Genomic DNA, 24,707 nt, shown 5'->3' with positions numbered 1-24,707 from the left:
TTATTCAGGAAATCTTATCTAATTAATTTTAAATTATCATTTACTTTATTGACTTTTGTGTAAGTTAATTAAGGGAATGTCAATCTTAATACCGGCTTGAATTAATGTAAGATCAAAGGCACTACCATTTTTCGCTATACCATCAACTGTTGTACTTTTTAAAGCTATAAATGAGGCTCCCAGAAAAGCCACTAAAGGCGTTTTTGGAATAGAGTATAAGATATTTGCATTGGGAGCGAACACTTCTGAAAAATGCACATCTTTGTAATACCTTTCTGAACTTGTCAGGTAATGATTGACAATATTGCCTAAGTCAACGAAGTTGGCGCTGATTCCCCAATTATTGTTTCCTATTTTCCAAGTAAAAGTAAGACCTATTGGTGCAGTTATTCCTCCAGTCAATCCTTTATCAAATGTTGATGCTGAACTTGGAAAATTATATGCGCCGTAAGCACCGACATAAGCATTGAAATCTATCGAAAAATTGACCTTTCTTTTGAGTTTGTAGGAGGTTGGGGGTAGTGCATGGGAACTGATGACATCTGCCATCTGCTCAGAGGTAGTTGCCGTCATCACATCGCCCAAAAATGAGGTTAATTTAATCAGCTGATCTCTGTACCTTGCATCAAGCTTATTAATGTAAGCCGAAATATCTGCCGTCGCGGTTGAATTTGTTTGTGTATGATGGTATAATTTGTTATTGTTTACCGAGTCAAGAATTGTGATGAAATCAGCCGTTTTAAAATCAAACTTCCGAAGAATTTTGTTGTAGTTATTCTTGTTGATTTTGGAAATTTTCATCAGCTCCTTCGCATCATACTTGTTAAAACCAGTGATATCCCATAGTCTTTTAAACTCAGTATAGTTATCGATTACAATTTTTTGCTTACTGCTATCTATTGATATCGTAATCTGTTCTTTAACCTTTGTTATTTTGAGCTTTTTATTATCCTTTTTAATGAAATAATCATTGTTAATGTGCTGGATGTTCAGAGAACCTATCCCAGGCACAGTATTATCTGTCCGCTGAAACTGACCGATGAGCTTAAGGGTGTTTTGTATAACACCGTTGAAGTTATGGCTCTGGAGACTTTCGTATATTTTCAGTGTCGTTTTTAGATTGCCATTAATTGTATCAATATTGCTTTTATTAGCTTTACATTTTGCAATATCGCCGAAACAGATCTCACCGAGATTGTCAAGAGTCTGTTCGATAATCTTCCAGGTGCTGTAAAAATTCTGCTTGGAAAAGTCCAGTTTTTCAGTGTCGCTCGCAGCAGCCAGATCATTTCTGATTTTTTCAAACTGCGACAGATTAACGAGCAGTTGACTGATAGCAATCTTTACAGAAGGACTGTCTTGATTGTTATTAAAAAAATCATTGGTTTTATCCGCCGCTTCACGAGAGTAAAAATACTTAAGATAAATCAGTGACGTAAGAATCTTCCATTGCTCCTGATCTAAAGAATTCAGGTCTTCATAATTGAGCAGTCTGAAAGCAGGTTTGTCTTGTGAATAATCGATACTGTAAAGCTCTTTGTTGATGGCATATAGCAGCGTTACACTGTTTTTAATATTATTGTCAAAATTATAGGCAGAGTCTTTTTTAGTTTTCAGTTCATCCAGGTACAAGGACTCAATGATATCTCTGTAATTGAAATCTCCCGCCATCAGCTGATTTATTTTATAGCCCAGTTTAATGGAACTTTTTAAGGTATTAAGATTTGTATTTTTACCGATAGTCAGTTTGATCCATTCGCTGTCAGCAATGTTTTCAGGCATTTTGATGAAATCCGTGGAGATCGCATAACGCCATTCTGTCCCAAAATTTGGAATCTTGTAATCTTCAAGAGAGCTGATCAGTTTGATGGTCTCCGGAAATGCTGCTTTTATCAAAGGGTTTTGCAATCTTGCCCGCACCTGATCCATAAACCATATAGCAGCTTCCTGTTTTGACCTGTTTGCTAAAAAAAGAGCCATTGCATCAATGATTTGTGCCTGTGATGGCAACTGAAATCCCGAGCTGCCCTGACTTTGGACGGACTGCACATAGTTATTGGTGTACTGCAAGGTTTTAGCAACTTCTGTCCCGCTATAGAAATTTTGTGCCTCTTTTATAGTCGCCGATGCAAAGGCAACTTCAAGATGCTTTGCAAGATAGTCAGATGAAAATTTATCAATCTTGTCGATAAGAAGATTGGTTTTTTCTCTTTTTTCTTTTTCAATTTTAGAATTGGCATCTTCGGCGTCTTTAGTATTTTTCGATAGATTTTTCTGAAGCGTCTCTACTTCCTGTTTTGTTATGGTAGATGCCGTATCAGCGGTTATGATGCTGATTTTCTTGAGAATCTCTTTTTGACTATCATTACTGAACTGGATATTTTTTAATTTCTTCTTATCTAGAGCAGTGATTTCGTTGATGATACCTTCTATCTCTTTCAGACGTATCGAATCTTCTGGTTTTAGCTGGTACTTTGCCTGAAACCCAGCGATATCATTCGCTTTGAGATAGCTGGTAAACGTGTACCTGGCCGGCGAATTTGCTATAGCCTGATTTAGAATTTCTTTTAATTTCAATAGCCTGCTATCCGGGGATAAAGACAGCTCTTCTAATTTCTGCGCTCCCAGCAGGTTAAAAAACTGTCCGTAAACAGCATTTCTCTGCTCCGCTTTCAGATTGATATTATCCAGATATTTGCTCAAATAAAAAAAATTATAAATCGGAAGATCCGCAACAAGTTCCTTTTGTTGTTTTATTGGCTCAGCTACCTGAGGAAATAGATTTAAAGAAATATGAAAAATGGCCAAAAAGATTAATTTAAGTTTCATGGTATTCGTTATTAGTAGTTTAGTTATAATAAAGTTAAAAAATATTTCCGATAGTAATATTAAATTTATCTGAAGTTCCACATATTTAGTAATTAGGAAAAGTTATTCAAAATGTTTATACAAATGTGAGACAGCATTATGTAAACTATAAAAGTTATGTATCAGAAGAATATTTGAAACAAAGCTTTTTGGACAATTCAACTAAGGCTGTTTCGGAACTTCGCGTTACGTTTGAATTAAGAAAATATGTCTGTATTTCGATCATTTCACAACGCTATAGAATCATTCTTTTACTATGTGAATCGACACATGGATTAATTAAATGCTCATTATATCCGCGGAGGTATCTCATTTTCTATAGCAAATCTATTCCGTTGTTCCTGCTGAAAAAAATCTTTTGGGGTATCCGTGATCGGAGCTCGCGGAGCCTCCGCAAAAAGATTTCAAGCCCGGATCAATATCACCTTTTATTGTTTTTCGGAATTGATCCGGTTTTCATTGAGACTGCCTGAATGTGGTGATCCGCATAGAAAAGTCAGAAACCTCACAAGATGCAAATGCAGTTCATTGAAATTTTGATCCTTATGATTACCTTGGGTATCAGTCCGTATATCTTACATGATAAAAGAACGATTATATCAGATGTCTTATCCATCTGTAGATGATATCATACCATCTTAAAATGTATGATACGATCTTTAAATCAGGTGATATCCTTCGGTAAAAATAAGAAAGTCAAGATTTCCTTCAAGCTGCAACATACAGGGTTTTTTAACAGCAGGTGCGGGAAAAACAGGTCTCCGCCGCACACGGAGCAATTCAGATGAAATTCAATATTGTCAACGAAATCAAATTAAGCTATTCAAGAAAGGGAAATTGTGAGCGGTCGATATCGTCATCAAGGGACGCGGTAGAGGTATTCAGGGCGCATTTTGATGCGGATGAGATGGATTACAGGGAATTATTCTTTGCGCTGTATCTGAACCATGCGAATATGGTGCTGGGCATTAAGAAGATCTCTGAATGCGGGATTTCTTCGACACTGGTGGATGTAAGGATCGTGATGCAGGCGGCCCTGTTATGCAATGCGACAGCGCTCATTGTTGCCCATAACCATCCTTCAGGAAATTTGAAACCTTCCTCATGTGACATCAAGATGACTTCCCAGACCAAAGAGGCGGGCAAGATTCTCAATATTTCCCTGTTGGATCATGTGATATTGACCTCCGATTCTTATTTCTCGTTTGCGGATGAGGGGTTGATGTAATACAATCAAAATAGTATCATAAGCCAAAAGTGAGTACAACCAACATATTAAAATCAAAAATATTCAACATGGACATCATTAGCAATCACACAGCACTTTCAGAAGTCAGTACTTTAAATGGTATTGAAGTTTCTTCGCAAGAGTGGAAAGAATGTGGAAATGTAAAGGCGGTGAAATATTCTTTAAATAGCAACATTATAAGTGATACAACTAAAATTTTCGCTCACCTAAATATTACTCTCTTTTGTATTAACGATTTTTATAAAATTATTTAATTCTGTAAAGATAACGGACGGTGCTAAAAATGCTATTATTTTGATACCGATAACCGAAGAAATATCGAAACATTTGGTGGAAGATTTGGAAAGAATTGTAGAAATAAATAATCCTGTCAAGTGACCTTGACGAATGTCTATTCAAACTCTTTTGTGGATGATTTAATTCGTTTGAGTCAAATTAAAAAAGATTTAAGCAATTCCAAGTTTTAGAATTTAATTTTTTAAAGTTATGATTTCTTTACTAGATGATTTAAATTTGAAACAAACGAAGTTGGAATTGTTTGACTTCATTCGGCTCCGATAGGTTTCTCTGTTTTCGTAAAGATTTTAAGAAAATATTTAAATTGTATCTATTTAGTAAATTTTATAAAAAGATTAAACTTGGTACATTCAAGTATATTGTTGCCTAATTTTTGGTAATTATATACTTAAACATACAATATCATAAACTAAATATCTACAATCGATTTAAGTTATTTATTTTTATAGTAAAACTGATGTTTTTCCAGATCAAAATAATATCGGGTATGTAAAAGTATATTGTCACCATTTTTAGATAGTTATTATGAAAGAATATAAAATAGCAGTACTACATCAAGCCAACCAGCCACCTGAAAAAGATGGTATCATTAAACCAATGAAGACAGGAGGTTATGCGGATAGTTCTGCAGACATTGCATATTCTTTAAGAAAACAAGGCATTGAAATCGTTGCACCTGTCGATTTTCCTATTATGGTCGAAGATTTAGATTGGTCTTTTCCGGATACTACAGAGGGAATAAATGAAGCGATAACAAAAGGAGCAAATATAATCTGGTTAAATACAGTTTTGTATAGCGGACATCCAATAGAAAATTTTACCAGTACCAATCTAAATATAGTGGGACAAATACCAGCTGCTGTTGATGTTTTTGATGATAAAATCAAGACCAATCAACTTTTAAAAAGCTTTGGACTTCCTGTCCCTGATAATATTGTGATTCATAAAGATAGTACTAAAAATAGTAAGAACTTTGATTTCCCTGTTATTGTCAAGCCAATTCGTGGTAGAGGCAGTCAAGGAGTTGCTGTGATTAAAAATGGTGAAGATCTGGAAAAGTACTTTAAAGTTTTTTTTAGTTCAAACCAGTATGGCAGTTCATTGTATATCGAAAGTTTTCTCCCAGGAAAGGAATTAACGATTACGGTGATGCCTCCTGGCGATTATGAGGTTGTTGGAAAAAATACCCGTAAAGATTACTATTGGAGTTTGCCGCCCGTCAGACGATTCAATCACAAAGATGGAATTGCTCCCTATAATGGTACTGTAGCTGTTATCAACAACAGTGAAGTTTTAAACGATTCAGAATTGGCAAAGCAGCCGGTAATTGAGCTGATGAGGTATTGTGAAAAAGCTGCCGAAATTGTAACTGCAAAGGCACCCATAAGAATTGATTGTCGTGCCGATACTACCGGAAAATATTTTTTGTTTGATTTGAATATGAAACCCAATATGACTGGGGCATCAAGACCAGGAAGAGAAGATCAGGATAGCCTTACAGCTTTGGCTGCCAGAAAGATTGGGTGGTCTTATGACAAATTACTGCTCAATATTTTACACCAAAGCTGGAATATTTCTGAGATCGAAAGATTTAGAAATCTGTAAATTTTACTATTTTAATATGAATTTTAAAAGGTAAGCTATACCTGAAGTCCAGGACTGTTTATGAAGTAGAACATTGTACTATTAAATACCAAAAGGAAAATTATGGTTATATAACTTGAGGAATTACGATGTTATACTTACTATAGGTTTGTTAAATGATTTAAAGTCTTTTCCAATATATTGTACTTTTTCAAGTACACTTAGCTTGTAGCAATACCATCTGACCTTGACTTCGCTTCGGTTACTTCTGAGACCGCCGCCATCACTATCAAACGGAATCGTTCTCCGCTTAACAGGTATACAAATAGTCACTTAACCCTAAAATGGCAAAGATCCGGTTACCGGATGATTCTTCCTAAACAATGCCATCGCAAATTATGCTTTAAGCATCAAATAGTTTCAATTATCTTATAAGTTTTAAAAATGCATGATATGCAAGAAGACGTTTTAAACTCCTAAAATGATGCTTCACAGGCATATTTCTACGCTTTACCGGATTTCTTCGAAAGATAGGATCTGACAAATATTATCTTCGTTGACGGATTATCATTTCTATATAGCTTAGATCCATGCGACGCTTTACAATATAACCTAACATTAACTTCTCTCAGCATCGGCCATGGATCATATATAAGCTGTCAAAGGATGTCCCAAAAAAAAAGCTGCTTCTGGACTCTGCTGTGAAGAGCATTTAAGAAGACGAAACGTTTGGGACATCTCTTTAAGCTTAAGAAATATTTTTACAGTTGAAAAGATGCCACCTTTTAAGACCATTTATAATAATATATAATAAGTGAATATGAAAATTTATAAAAGAAAAGCAATTTCCGAACATAGCATATCTTCCCGTACAGAGCAAATAAACAATGAAACAGAACAACAAGACAATATTCCTAAAATAAGAAGTAATTATAAGCTTTTTATTAAATTAGTATTTATTCCGCCCATGGTCTTTATCAACGATTATGTATTTCATTTGAATATAATAAATGGCTGGTCAGGATATTATGATTCAAAAAGTAAGTCATTTAGAAAATTTTTATCCTACTGTAAAATTATTGAGAAAAGCAAAATGAAATAACTATCAATTATAGTTATGATTGTTTTAAGATTTATTATATCAATCTTTCTAAAATTTAAAGGGCTAATTATCTTGTAACCTGCTTTTTCAATACCCAAGAGTATGGTAAAATTGAAAAGCATTTAAGAGTATTTATTCCTGCACCTCTACCAAACAAAAATGCTGTGAAAGGCTGGCGTATTTTTTTACCCTTGTCATTTAAAGTAAAATAGAATCCCATTTTTCAACTCATAGGTAATATTAAACAGCGAAGCAGACATTATTCTCCAAGCATATGAAGTTGCCAGTGACCTGAAATATGTTTGGATATAATAAATAATTCACTTCAATTAAATGTATAGACATTTCATCGTGCATTTCTGCTGCTTCACCTGAGATTTTGCACCTTACGTTCGGAATATTGCTAATTTTAAATAAAACAGTCATTATCAATTAATGATTGATTAAGCGATTCATATGAAAGAAATTAATTCTTTAGTAAGTAAAGACTGGAAAATCAGGTATGTCTCAATTTTTATCGGTCAGACTTTTTCCCAAGTAGGATCAGCGGTAACACAATTTATTTTTTTGTGGTGGATTACTGATACAACGGGCGAGGTTTCATCTTTAGCCATAGCAGGTGTATTGGCTTTTTTGCCACAGGCATTACTAGGCCCTATTGCAGGAGCTATTGCAGATAGGTACAACAGGAGAATGCTGATGATTTTTTCTGATATCTTGAGTATGTTCTGCATCATTATATTAATCTACCTTTTTTATACTCAGCTCATCAGTATTTGGCATATCTATGTCCTTGTCGCTGTGAGGGGGATTTTGGCTACGATCCAGGATCCTGCTTCCGATGCCAGCATTCCGATGTTGGTACCTTCATCTTTTCTCAGCAATGCCGTCGGTCTCAACCAGACTTTAGGAGGCGTAACTACGGTAGTCAGTGCGCCTCTGGGTGCAGTAGCTATCAGCTTGCTGCCTATCGAATGGGCATTAAGTATTGATGTGTTTACTGCTTTGGCCGGTATTCTGCCACTTCTTATATTCACAATACCCCAGCATATCAGTGAAAATAAAAACATTAAAAATATTGGATGGGAAATTAAAGAAGGCGTCAAGCTGGTCTGGAACAACAAAGGTTTACGGAACCTATACGTTATGCTAGGTGCAATGATTCTGGTGATTATGCCTTGCTTCACGTTCGTTCCATTGCTGGTAAAAACTTACTTCAATGGCAACGCACCGGAGGTCGCCCTTATTGAAGGTTGTTCAGGCGTATCAATGGTTTTAGGTGGGCTTATTGTAACATTTTTCACTCCCAAGCGCAAGATTCTGTGGATTATATTTGGCTTTGCTGTATCCTGTTTTTCGATAGCAGCAACAGCGATAGTCAGTCCTAATTTATTTGGGCTTGCTGTAACCTTCTGGGCAGTGAGCGGTTTGTCATTCATTTTAGGTAACGCGCCTCTTACGGCGTTGCTACAGAGTATTATTCCGAACCATATGCAAGGTAGAGCGTTGTCTCTTTTAACTGCAATTCAAGGGCTTGCAACTCCAGTTGGACTAGGTATTGCTTTTTTAATTGGTGAATTAACGAGTGTAACTACCATATTTATTGTAATGGGAATTGCAGGAGGTGTCATTTGTTTAATTGCTTTAACTTCTCAACAGATAAGAAAATTGGAATAAGAAAAAACTTTAAATAAATATTTAAGAAGTCTTTAAATTTTATTAATGATTAAACAGCTAAGTATATGAAGAACGTTAATATCGTAATTGTGGAGGACAAAAGACAAAAGGAAGAGTTTTTAAATTTTACCGGCAGACTGTATGCTGAAGACAAGAACTATATCCGTCCTATAGACCGAGATATTGAATGTATTTTTGACAGTGCTAAGAATAATTTTTTTGAAGACGGTGATTGTCAGAGACTGTTGTTCAAACTAAATGATGAAACTGTTGGTAAAGTTGCAGTTTTCATCAACAGGTCGTACGAGCAGGAGCAGCCAACAGGAGGTTTCGGTTTTTTTGATTGTATCAACGATCAGGAAATTGCGAATTTTATATTCGATTATTGTAAAAGCTGGCTTCAGGAAAGAGGAATGGAAGCAATGGATGGTCCTATCAATTTTGGTGAAAGAGATAAGTTTTGGGGATTGCTTGTAGAGGGATTCACGGAGCCGCTCTATTCTATGAACTACAATTTTCCCCATTATCAGACATTATTTGAAAATTATGGTTTTAAAAGTTATTTTGACCAGCTTTGCTATTCCCGCAGAACAGACAGCGAAGTTTCAAGAGTCTTTACGATAATGCATAAGAAGCATAAGCTCAATCCGGCCATTAAGGCAGTGGCACTGAAAAAGAATAATCTAAAAAAATATGCCAAAGATTTTACAACGGTTTATAATAAAGCCTGGATTTCCCACGGTGAAGGAAAGCATTTAACAGAAACGGATACAATCAAAATGTTTGAAGCGATGAAGCCTATCATCAACGAACATATTTCCTGGTTTGTGTACGAGAATGATAAACCGATAGCAGTATGGATGAACATACCTGATATCAATCAATGGTTAAAGTATTGTAACGGTAAATTTGGTTTGGTAGAGAAATTAAAATTTTTATGGTTAAAAAAGTTTCGTACAAATCGTACGATGGTTGGGATGGTATTTGGAGTAGTACCGGAATGGCAGAAAAAGGGGATAGAAGGCTATATGATCTGCGAAGGAACCGAACATCTTTTAAAATTCACTGATTTTGAAACGATTGAATTACAATGGATCGGTGATTTCAACCCTAAAATGATTAAGATTGCAGAAAGTCTTAATTCAACCATAACAAGGCGATTGACGACATACAGATACCATTTTGATGAAAATAAAATATTTGAAAGGCATCCCATTGTTTAACTATTCAAACTGATTAGCAAAATAATGTTTTGTAAGGATGATCTTATATCATTTGAAATGAACATCATTTTGCAAAAGATTTGAGACAATAATCTGTCCAAAAAAATGCTGACTCAGAATATCTAAGTCAGCTCTTTTTGAAATCAATTTGTGCCTCCACCCAATGCACGGTAAAGATCTATTTCGGCATTCGCTTTCTCAAGGCGGACATTAATCTGTTCCAGATCATTCTGCAGTTTATTGTTTTGTGCGGTAATTACTTCTAGGTAATTGGCCATCCCGCTTTTATAAAGCTTCGTAGCGTCGCTGATGGTCTTATCTAATATCTTAGTTCTTTGATCAAGCAAGGTAAGTCTTTCGGTGCTTCCTTTAGATCTCGCCATAGCATCAGATACTTCAGATACTGCAGTCATTACTGTTTGTCGGAAGTTGATCGCTGCTTTTTCCTGTTCTATTTTTGCCGTTTCGTAGGCTGTTTTCAGCTGGCGTTTCTGAAGTATTGGCAACGCAAGATTGGCAGCCAGTGTCTTGGTTAACGAGCCCGGCAGGTCGAACCAGGTATTAAATTTGAATGAGTTCGCCCCGATCTGCGGTGTCAGGCTAAAGGTAGGGTACATAGCGGCTTTAGCCAGACCTGTTTTTGAATTCAGGCTTATAACAGCAAACTCAGCGGCCTTTACATCTGGTCTTCTGCTTAATAATTGTGCAGGCACTCCGTTTAATAAAGCGTTGTTTTCCGATATTTGTTCCAAGGTTCCGGATCTTTCAATTGCAGTAGGGTAGCTGCCACAAAGGATGCTTAAAGCATTTTCCTGTACTGAAATATTCTGCAGAGCTAAGGGAACAAGCAATTCTGCTGTTTTCTTTTGAGCCTCAGATTGCTGAACGGCAAGGGAATTGATCAAACCAGAATTAAACTGAAGGTTCATCATCTTAAGCATACTATCGCTCAATTCAATGTTTTCCTTTGCTATTTTTAGCTGTTGATCCAGTGTTAAAAGATTATAATACGCCTGTGCAACCTGAACGATAATTCTGCTTTTTATTGCTTGTATATTCTCTTTCTGAGCAAAATAGTCGGCAGCAGCGGAATTTTTAAGCATCTTTGTTTTGCCCCAGATATCAGCTTCCCAGGAGACCTGTACCGTCGCGCTGAAGTCATCGATATATTTATTACCGGTAAATTGCTGATTCAGCGATCCGTTTAAACTATTATCAGATGCCCAGCTTCTGGTAACTCCGGCTGTCAGATCCACTGTGGGCAATAGGGCGTTTTTAGCTTGCCTGTAGGCGAGGTCGAGCTGTTCAATATTCTTCAGAGCCACCTGCACGTCGTTATTTTTCTCTAATGCTGTTTCGATGAGTGTTACAAGTCTTGGATCTTTAAAGAAAGTTTTCCACGGAAGCACAATAGAATCACCGGTAACGGCAGGAGCATCCTTGTACGTCTGGGGAAGATCAATATCTCCTCTTTTATATGGTGCTCCTACAGCGCAGGACATCAATAGTGATGCCGTTGCGACTGTAAAAAAATATTGTTTCAAATTAATTGTTTTCATTGATTTGTACATTTTCATTAGTAGAATATTTTTTGGATGATATCTTTTCATCCAGAAACTGGAAGAGCATATATAATACAGGGACCACAAAGACACCCAGTACTACACCTGTCAGCATTCCCATCGCTGCACTGGTACTGATTGATCTGTTACCTGCAGCCATTCCGCCAGCCGAAAGCATTAATGGGATCATTCCCACGATAAATGCAAGGGAGGTCATAATGATGGGTCTTAATCTCGATTTGGCGCCCTCAACCGCGGATTCAAGAATTGACAGGCCGCTTTTCCTTTTCTGAAGCGCAAATTCTACAATCAGGATGGCATTTTTCGCCAGAAGTCCGATCAACATGACCAATCCTACCTGAACATAGATATTGTTATCGTAGCCAATTGCTGTAATACCTAAGAAAGCACCTAAAATACCGGTAGGAATTGAAAGCATTACGGCTAGCGGAAGCACGTAACTTTCATACTGAGCCGAAAGAAGAAGGTAAACGAAAAGCAGACACAATCCAAAAACAGCTACGGTCTGGTTTCCTGATGATTTTTCTTCTAAACTAAGCCCTGTCCACTCATAGCTGTAATCGGATGGAAGATTGTTTAATGCGCTTTCAACTTTTTCTATCAGCTCACCATTACTTACGCCAGGCTGCGGTGTTATGTTGATATTCAGCGAGCTGAATAGGTTATATCGGTTTACAGACTCCGGACCATACACTTTTTTAAGCGTAACCAATGTGCTGACAGGAACCATTTGCCCGTTCATATTTTTAACGAAAATATCATTAAAGGCATTTTCATCCATTCTGAATACTCCGTCGGCTTTGATATTAACTCTGTAAAACTTACCGAATCTTGAAAAATTCTGCGACTGATCCCCGGAAAAGTAAGTTTGAATTGTTCCTAAGACATTGGATACTTTTACACTTAACTGGTCGGCTTTGTCTTCATCAACTTCCAGTTCCAGCTGCGGATAATCTGCTCTGAACATTGTATAGGCATAAGCCACGCCTGGAACCTGCATCAATTGCCCGATTACTTCATCTGCTTTTGCTTTCAGAAATTTCGGATCTCTTGCCATACGGTCCTGAAGAACAATTTCTGCATCATTTGTCATGCCATAGCCTTCCACCGGAGGCATTCTAAAAGTCAATACTGTCCCTTCTTTAATAACGGATAGTTCCTGATTGACCATATTCATTATTTCGTCGATATCCTGCACATCTCCACGTGATTTTTTATCTTTAAGCTTGACAAACCCCATCGCATACGTTGATCCTGAACTGTTGCTCAACATATTAAAACCTGTGATGGAGGTGTTCTCTTTTACAGCTGGAAGCTTCTTCAGGATGGCGTTAATTTTTTCTGATGTTTTTGTTGTTTCCGTAAGACCTGTACCCGGGGGCATTGTTAAGCTGTACATAAACAGGCTGTCATCCTCCATAGGTACGAAACTTTTCGGTGTGCTGGTCATCATCCACGCCGAAGCGCCAATAATTAATACGATCAGTCCGCCGGAAAGCCATTTTTTCGAAATAAGGAATATTACCCCTTTTACATATCTTCCGGTCATATTGTTAAATCCTGCATTGAACGCTGTGGCAAATCTTTTTCCGAATCCCTGTTTTTTACCGTGTGCATCATCCGCATGATTATTCTTTAAAAAGACGGCGCACAAAGCAGGTGTCAAAGTCAGTGCATTAACCGCTGAAATCAAAATTGCAATGGCTAATGTATACGCAAACTGCTTATAGAACAAGCCGGCTGATCCGGACATAAATCCTATCGGGATAAATACTGCCGACATCACCAGCGTAATGGAAATAACCGCTCCCGTTATTTCACCCATTGCTTTATGAGTAGCTTCTTTACCGGTAAGGTTAGTGCCTTCCATATTGCTGTGAACAGCTTCGACCACCACGATCGCATCATCCACCACAATACCAATGGCAAGTACCAAAGCAAATAGGGTCAGTACATTAATCGTGAATCCGAGAACGAGAAGGAAAAAGAATGTTCCGATGATGGCTACGGGCACTGCGATTGCAGGAATAATGGTTGACCGGAAATCCTGCAAAAAGATGAAAACAACAATAAATACAAGAATAAATGCCTCTATCAAAGTTGATTTAACCTGGCCGGTCGCCTCATCCAGCTTCTCTTTGGTACTGATTACTTTTGTGTATTTGATTCCGGGTGGGAAAGATTTGGAGAGTTCTTCAATCGACTTGTTTACTCCGATTTCAATGTCATTGGCATTGGATCCGGTGGTCTGCATAATCCCGATGGTCACTGCATTTTTACCGTTGGATAAGTTATTACCGCTGTAAGTTATGGACCCAAATTCCACACGGGCAATATCTTTGAGCCTGATAATGTTTGCCCCATCGTTCTTAACGATAATTCTTTCGTATTCGTCAGGTGTATTTTTCTTTCCTTTGTATTTGATGATATACTCCAGCCCAGCATCTGATTCTTCTCCAAGTTTTCCTGGAGCCGATTCCAAGCTGTGGTCGGCAATGGCGTTTGAAACGTCGTTAGGATCTATTCCGTATGAAGACATTTTCTGAGGGTTAAGCCAGATTCTCATCGAGTAATCTTTAGCGCCATACACCTGCGCCTGCCCAACACCTTTAACTCTTTTAATGGAAGGGATTAGGTTAATATTAGCATAATTCTGCAGGAATTTTTCATCATACTTGCTGTTATCATCCGTGTAAAGATTGAAAAGCATAACCATACTGTTTTGCTGCTTGGAGGTAGTAAGACCCATACGGATTACTTCCTGCGGTAGAATAGGGGTTGCCTGCTGAACCCTGTTCTGAACATTAACGGCAGCCTGATCTGGATTCACACCCTGTTTAAAGATCACGGAAATCGAAAATGTCCCATCATTGCTGGCATTGGATTTAATATATTCCATATCTTCCACGCCATTGATCTGCTCTTCAAGCGGTGTTACCACCGATCGGATTACCGTCTCGCTGTTACCTCCGGGATAGGACCCGGAAACCATAATGGTAGGTGGGGAAATATCCGGAAAACGGGTAACGGCCAACTGGCTGAGACCAATGACACCCAATATGACGATGATAAGAGAAATCACCGTTGCCAAAACCGGACGATCTATTATTTTTTGCAACATTTCTTTACTATTTTAAGATTATTTTTGAGGTACTACTTTTGCAACAACCTGTCCTCCGTCGGTTAACATATCTATACTATTGATAGCCACTTTGTCCCCTGCTTGCACACCGGATTTCACAAAGTAATCATTGGCTGTACCGCCTTCTATTTCTATAGGTATCATTTGTACTTTGCCTTTTCCGACCAATTTATACACAAAGAATTTATCCTGAATATCTTTAACTGCATTTTTGGGTACTCTAATGATTGAGCTTGCATTTTTACGGATAATAACCCTTGCTGTACCACCTGATCTTAACAGCCTATTAGGGTTCTGAAATACAGCTTTCATCTGTATACTTCCTGTATTTTTATCAAAATTACCGCTGGCAGTTTCCAACTGGCCTTTAAGATCGTAAGTACTTCCATCTGCCAAAAGGAGATTCACATCATTGTTAGATGACTGCGCTGATGATTTCGCCAGACTTATATAGTCCGCTTCATTCATTGAGAAATATACATTTACGGTATTAATGTTAGACAATGTCGTCAGTGGTGAAGCATCAGAAGGAGAAACCAAAGTGCCGATTCGGTTGGGAATTCTTCCGATATATCCGCTTACCGGAGCTTTGATAAAGGTAAAGCCAGCATTAATACTGGAGGATCCGAGTGCCGATTTAGCTTGGGCTACCTGGGCGGAAGCTGCTTCGTAATTAGCCTGAGCTGTTTTTAACTGCATATCTGAAACAACTTTTCCCTCCACCAAAGGTTTTAGCTTTTCGACTTCCAGTCTGGCAGCAGCTTGATTGGCCAAAGCAGATTTTAGCCCTGCTCTGCTTGTATTTACCTGTTCATTATAGACCGATGAGTTAATTTTAAATAAGGTCTGACCCTTATTTACATATTGCCCTTCTTTAACCAGAACAGCTTCCAGATAACCTGTTGCCTGAGCTTTCAGCTCGACGTTGTCCTGACCTTCAATGGATCCCGGGTAACCAGTGCTGATTTCGGCGTCGCTTATTCTTAACTGTATAAAGTCTGTTGGCACTGCTGACATCTGATAGACGGCAGTTGCCTCTTGCTGCTTGTCATTTGAATTGCAGGAATACATTACCATTGCTATGCTCAGTGATGCAGCGAATAATCCGGTTCTGAAATACATAATACTTTTTTATTTAACTGCAAAGTAAGAGGATAAAACGGTGATGTTTTGAAGTAAATTATGTGAAACGTTAATAATCGCACTTGAAACGTTGGATATTCAAAATGAAGCGTTAAACGCCTTTATATATGGTTTTAGTGCCGTTTTCCAAGCTTTTTCGCTTGACAATTTCAAAACAACACTTGACCTGCCATTTTCTCTGCTTCACCTTAAAAATTAAAAAAGGTGCTTCGCTTCTATCCTAATTTCGCAGTAGAAAAACAATCAATAAATAATAACATTTAAATTAATCGTAATGAAAAAAGTTTTAGTAGCAACAGCCATGGTATTAGGATTCTTTAGCCTAAATGCTCAGCAGACCAAAGAAAAAAACAGTGAGAACATCCAATTAATTCCAAAGGCAGGGATCGCTGTTTATAAACAGTCTATCGAGGGAGTAAATGGTGAAAAGTCAAAAGTGGGCTTTCAGGCAGGCCTGGGTGTGAATATTCCCACAGGAGCAGCAAATTTTTCCATTCAGCCGGAGGTGAACTTTATAAGTAAAGGTACAAAAATCAAAAACGCATTGGTCAACCAGAATTTTAATTTCAATTACATCGAAGTTCCGGTTTTAGCTAAGTACAGCTTTGGACCTGTCTATGTAAACGCAGGACCATCAGTGGGCTTTTTAATGGGGAAGAATAATGCTGTAAAAGCGGTCTATGGGAAAACAAAAGCTATAGATTTTGGTCTGCAGATGGGAGCAGGACTGGCTATACCTGCCGGACCGGGTAAGCTTATTGTTGACGCAAGATATAATTTAGGTTTGAGTAATATTTCTGACGCTAAAGGAGCGGCAATCAAAAACAGAGGTTTTGCAGTATCGCTTGGATATGCGATTTCCTTATAATAGTTGTTTTCAATGTTGGTCGGAGCCCTGCGGTTTTAAACTGGAGGGCTTTTTTTATCAGGTGATTTTAAGTTTTTAAATATTTCTATTACACAATTTAAATCTCAAAATGCCCAATACGGCTAGTATAAAATTACGGCGGTACATATAACATACATACTAAAGACCTTTAAATTGAAAAAGCCTGCTCAAAATTTGATGCAGGCTATGTTAAAAATCTTTAGAGATTATTTTAAAAATCCATCCAGGCCTTAAAAGCGGATGCTTTTTCCCGGCTGATGATCAATTCTGCTTCAGGATGGTTGATAAGTTCGATTTTCAGTTTCCCATTGAAATCATTAAAAACATTTTTCACAGAATTAATGTTAATAATATACTGTCTATTGGCTCTGAAAAATGATTTCGGATCCAGCTGTTTCTCCAGTTCTTCAAGGGTCTGCGGAATTACTTCCGAAGATTTTATCAGCTGGGCTTTGGTAATTCCTAAATCTGTATAAAAATATAGAATATCTTCCGTAAGTATCGTCTTATAACCGTCCTTATGGGAAATTAAAAATCTTTTTCTAAATTCTTTAGGCTGCATATAGTTTAATAAGCCCTCTAAAGCAGTTCCTACAAAAGGAATGCTTTCCATAAAGCCTTCATATCTCTGCAATGCTGCTTCTAATTCTTCTTCTTCAACAGGTTTTAGCAGGTAATCCACACTATTATATTTAAAAGCCTTTACGGCATACTCGTCATAAGCAGTTGTAAATATGACGGGACACCTCACGTCTACCTTGGTGAAAATCTCAAAGCTTAATCCATCAGAAAGTCTAACGTCCATCATAATCAGGTCGGGCATTGGATTATTTTCAAGCCATTCTACAGAGGAAGCAATGGAATCCTCTACCGATAATATTTCAGTATAAGGTCTCAATTTTAAGATTAACCGTTTCAGACGGTCTGCATTTGGTTTCTCGTCTTCGACGATTAATATTTTTTTAAACTTCATATAATGGTATTTTTGCTATAAAATCTGTATCTGTTTTTAAAATAAGTGGTTTTTTTTCACCCATAAACTCAAACCTGCTGATGATATTTTTGATACCAATTCCTGAAGAGTTGGTTTTATTCACTAATGGTACAAGTGAATTATGTACAACAAGGTAACGATCTTTGGTAGTATATATTTTTATTACCAATGGATTCAATTTGGATGTCTGGTTGTGTTTTAATGCGTTTTCGACCAGAAACTGGAGGGTTAACGGCGGTATGAGCATATTCCGGACAGATGGATCAACAGCAATATCAAAACGAACTCCTTCTCCAATCCTTTTTGTGATTAGGTAAATATAGGAATCTAAAAATTTAAGTTCTTCATCTAGCGTTATATTGTCTTTCTTTGAATTCACAAGTAGATATCGATATACTTTTGCAAAGCTTTCAGAATATTCGTAACCCAGCTGCTGATCTTCCAATATGATTTCAGAAAGGACACTTAAATTGTTAAAAATAAAATGCGGATCAATTTGCAATTTCAAGGCCTGTAGTTCAGCAGCCATTGCGATTCTTTTATGTTCGGAGGCTTTTAATTTGTGTTGAGCAGCCTCAATAGCTGTCTTTTTCCAGCTTTCTAGCAAGTAACTACCTGTATTAATAGCACTTATCAGCAAGGAAACCATTATGTTAACGGCAATCCACTGAGCTAGGAAAGTGTATTCCTGTATAACTGTATACTTAATATCGGTAGGACCATAAATATAAAAAATAGAATAAAAGAATAAGACAATAATTATACTTCCTACAATCTGTAAAAGAGCTTGCGTTAAGAGTCTTTTTACATTGCGTACATCCCAAGATAGTTTTCGATGTAAGAAATTATCGATTAGCATACTCATTTCCGATATAACTATTGAAATTAATAAAACCCACAGGAAGTCCTCCAAAATAACCGACCAGGGCTTATCAATATATTCCTTATAAGCAAACGGATCAATAAGATATGTCAGAAGGTAGAAAAGCATAAAGGCAATAGTCCATACCGCGATTCTTCTCTTAAGTTTAGTAAAGAACTTGTTATTCTTTATCATTTTTTATACAGAATTTTTTAATTTATGAGGTAAAGATACACAATGCAAATTCCTCTTATTTTTATTTTTAAGTCAGACAGTAAAAAAGACTGCTGAAACGTAAGTTTATGTAGTTAAAGTGATGTTCATACACTTCATCGTCAAAAAATGACATTTCAGGGCCTTTATAATCATTGTCACCTAATTTTTTAGAAACAACTTCTTCTAAGATGGTACATTTGTAATGTCTTTAAAATAGTATGTGAACAAATAGACGGATATGAGCTTTAGCATCTATTGCTGAAAGTCTTCTACTGTCGGCGGAGGGGGTTGAATCTTATAGACTGCATCAAAATTTATATAACAAAATTGCACAGCAATTGTTTTGTGTCTATGGATAAAAGCAAGAATTAATATCAATAAAAATCTAATCTGTATCAATTGCCCTTAGAGGGCCTTGTTATTCCAATTAATCTTGTTTATAGGATCGGAGTATGCTCTGGTCCTTTTTTGAGCGTTTAGTTTTGGGAAGTTTTTTTCCTAATTTGATGTCAATGGCTCTATTAAAAATTCTGATAAATATTATTGTGCAGATGTGAGCTTCCGATATTCCGAGGTGCTGAAATCAGGCACTTAGAATTATGCGTTTTACTTGACATTATTCGGATTGCTATTTAATTCGTGAGATTGTTGTTACATATATGAAGTTCACTTGTAACCATAATCAATTTGTCAATTTTTATTGTGCAATTATCTATGCTGGCGAATGTATAAGTAAGTTTTATATTTTGATGATCTATTAAGACTAAGATTTTACTGAGCCTGTGTTACTGGCTCCACATTTCTTATGATCCTAGGAATTGGATTGAATGACGTGAAACTTCAGTTGATGATTTTGCCGTCTGATCTTCTATTTTTGCTGTTTCACTGTATTACCCGAATAATAAAGCCAATGGTTACGTATTTTTGAAATGCAGACGATAAATTTTTGTGTTGATCAGAAAACAGGAAACTATTTGAAGCAGTTCATTCAGAGCGTCTTAGCAAGATTAGTTTCTTCAGCCGAAAGGCAAAATTTTGTGTTTAATGTTGTGATTTAGGATTGGCGATAGCCAATCCTATTTTGTACGTGTAACAGCTGCCTTAATACTTACTGATGTACTGTCTGCTTAGAATATAGTCAGAACCTATTCGTCTCTAAAGCGATGCTCTCTGGATTGTATAAACTGGCGTATTTTACCATTTGTGTAATAGGTTGTCCCGTCAATTATTTCGCCATTCTTGAAGTGGGACAAAGTTTTTAACATTCAGTTTTCATCATACTCTTTGGCTTCTCCGGTCTGTTTTCCGTCTTTATCTACATATCCGGATAACCTGAGTTTTCCGTTTTCGTAATATTCTTTATGTTCTTTATTTTGAGCGAAAATAAAAGTGCTGCTCACAAGCAATAAGCTAGTAATGATTGATTTCATAGTTCTTCCTGATTATTTTTCACCAAATATATTATTCTTTTATGACATACTAGCACCCATATTTAGCACGCTAGTTTAAACAGAAAGTCCCCAACACTTTCCAGGTGTTGGGGACTTATATAAAATTCCCTTTTTTATTATAAAGCAGTCGCAGTATACGTTACTGTTTGTGTATATGTTCCGGCTGGTTTTCCTAAAATATCAGAAGAAGATGATTTTGCCGCTGGAATCGTGTAGTCCAGATTCAGTGTTAATGCACTTCCCAACGGTGCATTTGACACCAGATTTTTCTCAGCTACAGATAAAACAACAGTATTTTTTGTTCCGCCCATGGTTCCGGACGCAGCAGCAGCTTTGATTGTCAGAACATTTACAGGGATTACGTTGGTTACATTCATGAAATTCGCACCTCCTGCTTTTACTTTTACATTAAAATTCTTTGTTGATGTTACTTTTGAAGAGTTGGCCTTAGTAACCGTTTGATCAGAGTTGTAATCTGCTGCAGTAGCATAGTTAAAGTCAACTGTATTGCCGATTGCCGTACTTCCCGCGTCGATAGAGATGACATCATTCAGGGTAATGTTTACGGCTGTAGTTGCCGTAGTATTCTGAGCCAGAACAGTGTTTGTTCCTGATACGAATGCTCCGATAGTTAAGACTACGATTGCAATTTGCTTTTTCATAAATGGTATTGTTTTATTTTTTATTTTTAATTAATTGTTCTCTGTTGAACATTACAAAAGTACATCGGCAATACATTTTTCTATGTAGTGAAATCGCCACGCGTATTTCCGTTTATCTATTTAAATAGGAAAGCCCTCCACACTTTTAAGTGTTGAGGGGTTCCTTAAATCATTGTGTGATATAATTATAAAGCAGTCGTAATATAAATTACCGTTTCATTCACATAAGAACGGGTATTCTTAACAAACGACGATATACAAAGATGTCAAATCTTAATTCTCGCTATTCAACGGTTTTGGCAAAATGATTACAAGCCAGATAAAAGCCTTTATTAAGATATAACCGGTGTGCTGTATGCAGTGTGTAGCCGCTGTCAAGATGAACGTTTTTAATTCCCGTATCAGCGGCGAGCCCGAGAACATAGTCAAGCAATGTCGAGGCATAGCCCTGATTTCTGCATTCGTCAAGTGTAAAGAGATCGTCAATATAGATCATTGGACCTATTCGAAGCATATTAAGTTTACGGTAGCCGATAAACGCACCTGCTTTTGTATTCTCAGTATTTGGAATAAAAGCCAATTCAAATCCTTCCTCTGTAATCATTTTATAAACCTGGTCAACTACTGTTTCAGGATCAAGATTTTCTCTAAATTTTAGAATTGCCTCTTTACAAAATTCTATATCGGTTTTAGTACTTACTTTTTTACAATTTATACTCATGGTTATTACTATTATTAATTTTGGTTTTATTAATTGTTTTTATGTAATTATCTACACTAAAGGTATAATGGTCAAGATCTGAAAGTAAAAATGCTGCTCCGGTGAAAACAAATACCGGATAATTAAAAGATGTTGATTATACGCAATCTGTACTAAATTATTTGTATCAGGCTAAAGATTTATCAACCAAAGTAATCAAGATTAAACATCCTGAAATAGTCAGCAGTGAAATTAATGATTTAGCTACTATGTTAACAGTGGGTAAGAATTATGATGATTTTAAAAAAGACTCTGTTGTAAACGGAAACGAGAAGACTGTAATTTATAAATGTTTTAATAAAAAAAATCGTTTTTACCCTTCTTATATTACGTTGTTTATTCCTGAAGACGAAATCATCAAAGCGTATAATTTAGTAATTAAAGATAGATTACCAATAAAGGAAACCTTTTTACTGGAGAACAGTCAGAGTTTAAAAAGAGAATACTTTTATGACAAAAACAGAATAAAAAAAATAACTTGCATAAGTTCTGGCCCAACGAATAAATTACAAACAGAAATTTATTTACAATAATTAAATAACCAAAGCCAACAATTGGGTTGGCTTTGGTTGTTATTTTTCAGCTGCTTACCAACGAGGTTTAGTAAACCCAAGCCAGTTTATCGAGGCTAATATGATGTTCATCTCTAAGGTAGGTAAAGTTCCTGTATAGATTTTTTGGGTGGATTGCGGAACTCGAAGAAATAATTTTACGGTTTAGGTGTTTTTTTTAACGACATCTACCAGATGATCAATGTCAAAAGGTTTCTCAATATAGTCATCAGCTTTGCATTGTTCTGCCTTTTTGGATAATTCGGGAGAGGTGGAAGTCAATACGGCTGATAAATCTTCAGTGGCAGGATCTGTCTTCAACTCTTCAATAACCTCAGTTCCTCTTTTATCTCCTTTGATATATTCATCCACAATAACAACATCCGGATTGATATTGTCAATCTCCTCAATCGGATCGGTGTTTAGTGAGGGTGTCACATCATACCCTTCATTGGTCAAGATATGATCCATAATTTCTAATATTTGTTCATCATCCTGAATAAGCACCACTTTTTTCTCCATAGGTCATTAATTTTTATGTAAATGTATGAAAAAAAATAATCGAAATCAGCGACCTGAAATAGGTCCGTCTCACTAATCAAAGCATATGTCAGTTTAGATTTATCTGTTATTTAAATACCTTCAACAGGATTAAAAAAAATGACAAAATGATTTTAATGCGGAGGACGCTCTTTTAATGGTCTTTAATCAACTTTTTACAATTTTATATTGTTCCTATAATTATACAGTTAATAACCCAATGTCTCGGATTTGTATTCCTTGAGTAATAAAAAAGAAGCATTTGTAATGTACAGCCCTAAAAAGTCTATCTTGTTGATGGCAGTCTCTTTATTACGAAAGTATTACCTGATAAGATATATTGCTCCTGACGGAATAGGCTAATGGATCGTTTTATCATTGTAAATATCGGTATTTATATGACGACAGCTTAGTATTAGAGATAACAGAGATTTATATATGTCCTCAACACTTAGAAAGTGTTGAAGGCGTTTCTGTTAAGGAATTTGTGCGGTTATTCCACTACATGGACTTCCATGTTCCACTACAAAGAAACTTTTATAGATGCCGTAGATTTGTATTGTTCAAAAGAGGACAACTAAATAAGTTATAAAAATAAATAATCCGATCTCGGATCAGAATTTATTAAAGTAAATTGATAATAATATATAAAAGATATCTGCTGGAATAGATGGTATCAAAAATTGATTTATTTATTAGTCAATTGTTGGCCTAAAAGATCTGCAGCTGTAAGATCCCGTTCAGGATGCAAGCAAAAATGTAGTTCCTGAATGAAAAGTTTTTTTTCATATTAATATTTTGTGTTTTTCAAAGGCTCCTACGGGATGCCTTTGATTTTGTATCTAATCCCAATATAGAGAAAACAATAGCTAAAACTTATATCGTTTACCAAAAATAACGCAATAAAATGGTATGGATCAGTATAACTGCATAATTATCAAATCAAAATTCGCTTTTTGTCAATCATTTTCTTTCTACTTAATAATATAGACAATCAATGTTTTAAGTCTACGCCTTACTTTCATTATGAGTTGCAACATTGTTTAATTTTTTCACGATGCATATATGAAACGACATGTTTTGTCGTTAGTGGATTATAGTTTTACAAGCGATATCATGATTATGGATATATTAGGATATTCCATCTGATGAAATTCATATTAAATTGAAGAACTAATGGAAAACCTGGTACAGGAGAAAGAGCGACATTATGAAGATATGGAAAAGGAATTGCAATCCTATAAAATAGTAAGGTGATTATTCAAAAGTATTTTTATCTCGTAATCCTCAACTTAAAAGAAAATAACTTTTATTATGAAAAAGATATTATTTGGAATTATTGTTCTGCTGTCAAATTTTTGTTCTTCACAACAAATAGATAATAGGCTAAGCGATTTCTTTACTGACACCAGTATTCGTCTAAAGGTGATTAACACCTTAGATTTTATAAAAAATTCAACAACAATTCGTCTGAATGATTATCAGCCAGTAATTATAAGTTTAGATGCGGATGATTTAAAATATGAAATGACAAAAAGCGGGGCAGTAAGTGCACAAGGTACATTTCATTTATATGTATCAAATCACATGATATTTGATAAAAATACTAAGAAGTTATATTGTTTTGAAGTTGAACAAGACAGCAAATACTTAGTTGTAAGGTTTAATGAAAAACTTAATGACGAAGTGTACTTAATAAAGAAAAATAAGCAATGTGATTGTAGTAAGCTTTTTTTAGTTAATCAAAATAAACAAGTTTCCCCCCAGAGTCTGTTTTCATATTCTGTTAATAATGGAATACCCTTACTATATAATGCAGCCAGCTTTGATGCATTAGAGTTCTTACGGATAGAATTTTTAGTGAATTGATGAATGGTGATTATGAGTTTACCGACTTATCTTTCGTGAACAGAT

Annotated in this window: 19 protein-coding genes; 9 read left to right on the top strand and 10 right to left on the bottom strand. The window is 36.1% G+C overall.

The genetic code is table 11. The annotated features are described in order from the left end of the window. Positions 1-45: 45 nt before the first annotated feature. Positions 46-2,829, bottom strand: a complete 2,784-nt coding sequence (locus ACYT6F_RS17605) for a hypothetical protein (RefSeq protein ID WP_472598928.1) — start codon at positions 2,827-2,829, stop codon at positions 46-48. Positions 2,830-3,610: 781 nt separating this feature from the next. Between ACYT6F_RS17605 and ACYT6F_RS17600 the strand changes: the two genes are divergently transcribed. The 6 genes from ACYT6F_RS17600 to ACYT6F_RS17575 all read left to right on the top strand — a co-directional run bounded on the left by ACYT6F_RS17600 (position 3,611) and on the right by ACYT6F_RS17575 (position 10,000). Further along, positions 3,611-4,096 carry a JAB domain-containing protein gene (locus tag ACYT6F_RS17600; RefSeq protein ID WP_472598927.1) on the top strand — a complete coding sequence of 162 codons (486 nt, stop codon included), beginning with the start codon at positions 3,611-3,613 and terminating at the stop codon, positions 4,094-4,096. A gap of 68 nt (positions 4,097-4,164) precedes the next feature. Beyond that, the gene (locus ACYT6F_RS17595) at positions 4,165-4,371 is read left to right on the top strand and encodes a hypothetical protein (protein ID WP_472598926.1); all 207 of its coding nucleotides are present in this window, start codon (positions 4,165-4,167) and stop codon (positions 4,369-4,371) included. A 568-nt stretch (positions 4,372-4,939) separates the two neighbouring features. Next, the gene (locus ACYT6F_RS17590; protein WP_472598925.1) at positions 4,940-6,019 is read left to right on the top strand and encodes an ATP-grasp domain-containing protein; all 1,080 of its coding nucleotides are present in this window, start codon (positions 4,940-4,942) and stop codon (positions 6,017-6,019) included. 799 nt (positions 6,020-6,818) lie between these two features. Continuing rightward, complete coding sequence (locus tag ACYT6F_RS17585; RefSeq protein WP_472598924.1) at positions 6,819-7,100, top strand: hypothetical protein; 282 nt, start codon at positions 6,819-6,821, stop codon at positions 7,098-7,100. Positions 7,101-7,556: 456 nt separating this feature from the next. Continuing rightward, positions 7,557-8,777 carry an MFS transporter gene (locus tag ACYT6F_RS17580; protein ID WP_472598923.1) on the top strand — a complete coding sequence of 407 codons (1,221 nt, stop codon included), beginning with the start codon at positions 7,557-7,559 and terminating at the stop codon, positions 8,775-8,777. 65 nt (positions 8,778-8,842) lie between these two features. Beyond that, positions 8,843-10,000, top strand: coding sequence for a hypothetical protein (locus ACYT6F_RS17575; RefSeq protein ID WP_472598922.1), 1,158 nt, complete (start codon positions 8,843-8,845; stop codon positions 9,998-10,000). Between the two features lie 143 nt (positions 10,001-10,143). Here the strand turns inward: ACYT6F_RS17575 and ACYT6F_RS17570 are convergent, their stop codons facing one another. From ACYT6F_RS17570 to ACYT6F_RS17560, 3 genes are read right to left on the bottom strand one after another with little or no spacing between them, the layout of a single operon-like run. Next, positions 10,144-11,559: a TolC family protein gene (locus ACYT6F_RS17570; RefSeq protein WP_472598921.1), complete on the bottom strand. Its 1,416-nt coding sequence runs from the start codon at positions 11,557-11,559 to the stop codon at positions 10,144-10,146. Next, the gene (locus tag ACYT6F_RS17565) at positions 11,546-14,704 is read right to left on the bottom strand and encodes an efflux RND transporter permease subunit (protein ID WP_472598920.1); all 3,159 of its coding nucleotides are present in this window, start codon (positions 14,702-14,704) and stop codon (positions 11,546-11,548) included. The genes ACYT6F_RS17570 and ACYT6F_RS17565 overlap by 14 nt, the downstream gene beginning before the upstream one ends. Positions 14,705-14,722: 18 nt before the next feature. Next, a complete protein-coding gene (locus ACYT6F_RS17560) occupies positions 14,723-15,847 on the bottom strand; it encodes an efflux RND transporter periplasmic adaptor subunit (protein WP_472598919.1) in 1,125 nt (374 codons plus the stop codon). 295 nt (positions 15,848-16,142) lie between these two features. On the opposite strand from ACYT6F_RS17560, the gene ACYT6F_RS17555 reads away from it, so the two are divergent. Next, complete coding sequence (locus tag ACYT6F_RS17555) at positions 16,143-16,736, top strand: porin family protein (RefSeq protein WP_472598918.1); 594 nt, start codon at positions 16,143-16,145, stop codon at positions 16,734-16,736. 232 nt (positions 16,737-16,968) lie between these two features. On the opposite strand, the gene ACYT6F_RS17550 is transcribed toward ACYT6F_RS17555, so the two are convergent. From ACYT6F_RS17550 to ACYT6F_RS17530, 5 genes are all read right to left on the bottom strand, one after another. After that, positions 16,969-17,730, bottom strand: coding sequence for a LytR/AlgR family response regulator transcription factor (locus tag ACYT6F_RS17550; protein ID WP_472598917.1), 762 nt, complete (start codon positions 17,728-17,730; stop codon positions 16,969-16,971). Beyond that, the gene (locus ACYT6F_RS17545; RefSeq protein WP_472598916.1) at positions 17,720-18,808 is read right to left on the bottom strand and encodes a sensor histidine kinase; all 1,089 of its coding nucleotides are present in this window, start codon (positions 18,806-18,808) and stop codon (positions 17,720-17,722) included. Before ACYT6F_RS17545 ends, ACYT6F_RS17550 begins: the two co-directional genes overlap by 11 nt. Before the next feature lie 1,286 nt (positions 18,809-20,094). Then, a complete protein-coding gene (locus tag ACYT6F_RS17540; RefSeq protein ID WP_472598915.1) occupies positions 20,095-20,259 on the bottom strand; it encodes a hypothetical protein in 165 nt (54 codons plus the stop codon). Between the two features lie 137 nt (positions 20,260-20,396). Continuing rightward, positions 20,397-20,942, bottom strand: coding sequence for a peptidoglycan-binding protein LysM (locus ACYT6F_RS17535; RefSeq protein ID WP_472598914.1), 546 nt, complete (start codon positions 20,940-20,942; stop codon positions 20,397-20,399). A gap of 283 nt (positions 20,943-21,225) precedes the next feature. Next, positions 21,226-21,663: a GNAT family N-acetyltransferase gene (locus ACYT6F_RS17530; protein ID WP_472598913.1), complete on the bottom strand. Its 438-nt coding sequence runs from the start codon at positions 21,661-21,663 to the stop codon at positions 21,226-21,228. 161 nt (positions 21,664-21,824) lie between these two features. Between ACYT6F_RS17530 and ACYT6F_RS17525 the strand changes: the two genes are divergently transcribed. Further along, on the top strand, positions 21,825-22,235 hold the full coding sequence (locus tag ACYT6F_RS17525) for a hypothetical protein (RefSeq protein WP_472598912.1): 411 nt from the start codon (positions 21,825-21,827) through the stop codon (positions 22,233-22,235). A gap of 183 nt (positions 22,236-22,418) precedes the next feature. Here the strand turns inward: ACYT6F_RS17525 and ACYT6F_RS17520 are convergent, their stop codons facing one another. Continuing rightward, positions 22,419-22,775: a response regulator gene (locus tag ACYT6F_RS17520; protein WP_472598911.1), complete on the bottom strand. Its 357-nt coding sequence runs from the start codon at positions 22,773-22,775 to the stop codon at positions 22,419-22,421. A gap of 1,332 nt (positions 22,776-24,107) precedes the next feature. On the opposite strand from ACYT6F_RS17520, the gene ACYT6F_RS17515 reads away from it, so the two are divergent. Further along, positions 24,108-24,662 (top strand): hypothetical protein, encoded by a 555-nt coding sequence (locus tag ACYT6F_RS17515; protein ID WP_472598910.1) that lies wholly within the window; start codon positions 24,108-24,110, stop codon positions 24,660-24,662. Positions 24,663-24,707 lie beyond the last annotated feature (45 nt).

This window comes from Chryseobacterium sp. NG-CE01, assembly GCF_055695505.1.
The sequence above is the reverse complement of the archived record's forward strand: the minus strand, read 5'-3'. Positions and strand labels throughout refer to the sequence as shown.

Bases quoted from the DNA above. Each gene is read 5' to 3' on its own strand.
- ACYT6F_RS17605 (WP_472598928.1), bottom strand. From the start codon at position 2,829: ATGAAACTTAAATTAATCTTTTTGGCCATTTTTCATATTTCTTTAAAT.
- ACYT6F_RS17595 (WP_472598926.1), top strand. From the start codon at position 4,165: ATGGACATCATTAGCAATCACACAGCACTTTCAGAAGTCAGTACTTTA.
- ACYT6F_RS17590 (WP_472598925.1), top strand. From the start codon at position 4,940: ATGAAAGAATATAAAATAGCAGTACTACATCAAGCCAACCAGCCACCT.
- ACYT6F_RS17585 (WP_472598924.1), top strand. From the start codon at position 6,819: ATGAAAATTTATAAAAGAAAAGCAATTTCCGAACATAGCATATCTTCC.
- ACYT6F_RS17580 (WP_472598923.1), top strand. From the start codon at position 7,557: ATGAAAGAAATTAATTCTTTAGTAAGTAAAGACTGGAAAATCAGGTAT.
- ACYT6F_RS17575 (WP_472598922.1), top strand. From the start codon at position 8,843: ATGAAGAACGTTAATATCGTAATTGTGGAGGACAAAAGACAAAAGGAA.
- ACYT6F_RS17570 (WP_472598921.1), bottom strand. From the start codon at position 11,559: ATGAAAACAATTAATTTGAAACAATATTTTTTTACAGTCGCAACGGCA.
- ACYT6F_RS17565 (WP_472598920.1), bottom strand. From the start codon at position 14,704: ATGTTGCAAAAAATAATAGATCGTCCGGTTTTGGCAACGGTGATTTCT.
- ACYT6F_RS17560 (WP_472598919.1), bottom strand. From the start codon at position 15,847: ATGTATTTCAGAACCGGATTATTCGCTGCATCACTGAGCATAGCAATG.
- ACYT6F_RS17555 (WP_472598918.1), top strand. From the start codon at position 16,143: ATGAAAAAAGTTTTAGTAGCAACAGCCATGGTATTAGGATTCTTTAGC.
- ACYT6F_RS17550 (WP_472598917.1), bottom strand. From the start codon at position 17,730: ATGAAGTTTAAAAAAATATTAATCGTCGAAGACGAGAAACCAAATGCA.
- ACYT6F_RS17545 (WP_472598916.1), bottom strand. From the start codon at position 18,808: ATGATAAAGAATAACAAGTTCTTTACTAAACTTAAGAGAAGAATCGCG.
- ACYT6F_RS17540 (WP_472598915.1), bottom strand. From the start codon at position 20,259: ATGAAATCAATCATTACTAGCTTATTGCTTGTGAGCAGCACTTTTATT.
- ACYT6F_RS17535 (WP_472598914.1), bottom strand. From the start codon at position 20,942: ATGAAAAAGCAAATTGCAATCGTAGTCTTAACTATCGGAGCATTCGTA.
- ACYT6F_RS17530 (WP_472598913.1), bottom strand. From the start codon at position 21,663: ATGAGTATAAATTGTAAAAAAGTAAGTACTAAAACCGATATAGAATTT.
- ACYT6F_RS17520 (WP_472598911.1), bottom strand. From the start codon at position 22,775: ATGGAGAAAAAAGTGGTGCTTATTCAGGATGATGAACAAATATTAGAA.
- ACYT6F_RS17515 (WP_472598910.1), top strand. From the start codon at position 24,108: ATGAAAAAGATATTATTTGGAATTATTGTTCTGCTGTCAAATTTTTGT.